The sequence below is a fragment of the Echinicola shivajiensis genome, from assembly GCF_018642165.1.
Taxonomy (GTDB): Bacteria; Bacteroidota; Bacteroidia; order Cytophagales; family Cyclobacteriaceae; genus Echinicola; species Echinicola shivajiensis.
On record NZ_JAHHZM010000027.1, the window covers coordinates 1 to 3,137 of the forward strand.

2 rRNA genes are annotated in these 3,137 nt (G+C 53.2%); both read right to left on the reverse strand.

Annotated elements, in window-relative coordinates:
* Positions 1-16 precede the first annotated feature (16 nt).
* A 5S ribosomal RNA gene (gene rrf / locus KMW37_RS22315) occupies positions 17-128 on the reverse strand.
* A gap of 83 nt (positions 129-211) precedes the next feature.
* Positions 212-3,091: ribosomal RNA gene (locus tag KMW37_RS22320) — 23S ribosomal RNA — on the reverse strand.
* Positions 3,092-3,137 lie beyond the last annotated feature (46 nt).

Here is a 3,137-nt window from a genome sequence, read left to right on the forward strand (position 1 = left end):
AAAGGGGCCTGATAGGTGAGGGCGGCGACCTACTCTCCCGGGTGTAACCCCAGTACCATCGGCGCGACAGGGCTTAACTTCTCTGTTCGGGATGGGAAGAGGTGGATCCCCTGCGCCGTACCGCCCAAATTCTTCTGGCTAGGTCGCCTAATGTCTTGCTATTTATGCTTGTTAAGTTTCAATGACAACTTAAAGATAATACAACATGTTCACAGGTAAGCTTTCGGGCTATTAGTACTGCTCAGCTATGCCGTCTCCGGCTTTACACCTGCAGCCTATCAACGTCATCGTCTCTGACGGCCCTATACGGAAACCTCATCTCGAGGTGGGTTTCGCACTTAGATGCTTTCAGCGCTTATCCCTTCCGGACGTAGCTACCCGGCAGTGCAGTTGGCACCACAACCGGTACACCAGCGGTCCGTCCAACCCGGTCCTCTCGTACTAAGGTCAGATCCTCTCAAGTTTCCCACGCCCGCAACAGATAGGGACCGAACTGTCTCACGACGTTCTGAACCCAGCTCGCGTGCCACTTTAATGGGCGAACAGCCCAACCCTTGGGACCTTCTCCAGCCCCAGGATGTGACGAGCCGACATCGAGGTGCCAAACCTCCCCGTCGATATGAGCTCTTGGGGGAGATCAGCCTGTTATCCCCAGAGTACCTTTTATCCTTTGAGCGACGGCCCTTCCATACGGTACCGCCGGATCACTATACCCGTGTTTCCACCCTGCTCGGCTTGTCGGCCTCGCAGTCAAGCTCCCTTATGCTATTGCACTCCGCGCACGGTTACCAAGCGTGCTGAGGGAACCTTTGGAAGCCTCCGTTACTCTTTTGGAGGCGACCACCCCAGTCAAACTACCCACCAAACAATGTCTCCGACTACGGCGGATTAGACACCAAGCAAACAAAGGGCCGTATTTCAACAGTGGCTCCACAACGCCTGGCGACGCCGCTTCATTGCCTCCGGCCTATCCTACACATCGTTTACCCAATGCCAATGTTAAGCTGCAGTAAAGGTTCATGGGGTCTTTCCGTCCCGTTGCGGGTACGCGGCATCTTCACCGCGACTACAATTTCACCGAGCTCATGGCCGAGACAGTGCCCAGATCGTTACACCATTCGTGCAGGTCGGAACTTACCCGACAAGGAATTTCGCTACCTTAGGACCGTTATAGTTACGGCCGCCGTTTACCGGGGCTTCAGTTCAGCGCTTCTCTTACGATAACGCCCCCCCTTAACCTTCCGGCACCGGGCAGGTGTCAGGCCTTATACTTTGTGTTTCCACTTCGCAAAGCCATGTGTTTTTGATAAACAGTCGCCTGGGCCTTTTCACTGCGGCCTCTCGCCTTGCGACGAGTAGGCGCCCCTTCTCCCGAAGTTACAGGGCCATTTTGCCGAGTTCCTTAGCCATGATTCACTCGAGCACCTCAGGATTCTCTCCTTGACCACCTGTGTCGGTTTGCGGTACGGGCAAACATACGCTTAACGCTAGAAGATTTTCTTGGAAGTTCTTAGGTCCGCTATCCGCGCTCCCGAAGGATTGCGGTACTATCAGGTTCGGCTAGACGTGCGCATTTGACTACACATCCAATACCTACACCCTTCAACCCGGTATTCCGTCACCGGGCGGAACTTTCATCACTCCGTCCCTCCATTGCCTGTATGTCCGGTACGGGAATATTAACCCGTTGTCCATCGACTACCCCCTTCGGGTTCGCCTTAGGTCCCGACTGACCCTGATCCGATTAGCGTTGATCAGGAAACCTTGGTCTATCGGTGGGCGGGTTTCTCGCCCGCCTTATCGTTACTTATGCCTACATTTGCTTTTCCAATATCTCCAGCCAACCTGACGATTGACCTTCGCTGTCATTGGAATGCTCCCCTACCACTGCATTGCTGCAATCCTACGCTTCGGTAATGTGCTTGATGCCCGATTATCATCGACGCCCTGTCGCTCGACCAGTGAGCTGTTACGCACTCTTTAAAGGAATAGCTGCTTCCAAGCTAACCTCCTGGCTGTCTCTGCAACTGGACCACCTTTGTTCAACTTAGCACATATTTGGGGACCTTAGCGGTAGGTCTGGGTTCTTTCCCTCTCGGACTGGGACCTTAGCACCCCAGCCCTCACTGCCAGTACAATATCACGGCATTCGGAGTTCGTCAGGATTTGGTAGGATGTGACTCCCCCTAGTCCTATCGGTAGCTCTACCTCCGTGATACTTTCCCTGACGCTGTTCCTAAAAACATTTCGGGGAGTACGAGCTATTTCTCAGTTTGATTGGCCTTTCACCCCTACCCACAGATCATCCGGAAACTTTTCAACGTTTATCGGTTCGGTCCTCCACTCCGTTTTACCGGAGCTTCAACCTGTCCATGGGTAGATCACTAAGTTTCGCGTCTACCCCCACTGACTAAGCGCCCTGTTCAGACTCGCTTTCGCTCCGGGTACAGCACTTAATGCCTTACCCTCGCCAGTGAGGAGTAACTCGTAGGCTCATTATGCAAAAGGCACGCCGTCACTACACTAAGTAGCTCCGACCGCTTGTAAGCGCACGGTTTCAGGTTCTATTTCACCCCGTTATTCACGGTACTTTTCACCTTTCCCTCACGGTACTTGTCCACTATCGGTCTCTCAGGAGTATTTAGCCTTACCGGATGGTGCCGGCAAATTCAACCGGGATTTCTCCTGTCCCGGCCTACTCAGGATACCCGCCTTCACATAAAACTTGCCGTTACGGGACTCTCACCCTCTACGGTATGCCTTCCCAGGCATTTCACGTTCGCTGTATGTAAATTATGCAGGTCCTATTACCCCGTACATGCCGTAACATGTACGGTTTGGGCTGTTCCGCGTTCGCTCGCCACTACTGACGGAATCACTGTTGTTTTCTCCTCCTATGGGTACTTAGATGTTTCAGTTCCCCACGTTCGCTTCCGCCTATGGCGGATGACTATTGCTAGTCGGGTTGCCCCATTCGGACATCTGCGGATCAAGTCGCCTGTGCCGATCCCCGCAGCTTTTCGCAGCTTGGCACGTCCTTCTTCGCCTCTGAGAGCCTAGGCATCCCCCGTGCGCCCTTATTCACTTACTCTTGTTACTCTGTTGTATTATCTTCAGTATGTCAATGAACTTTTTCG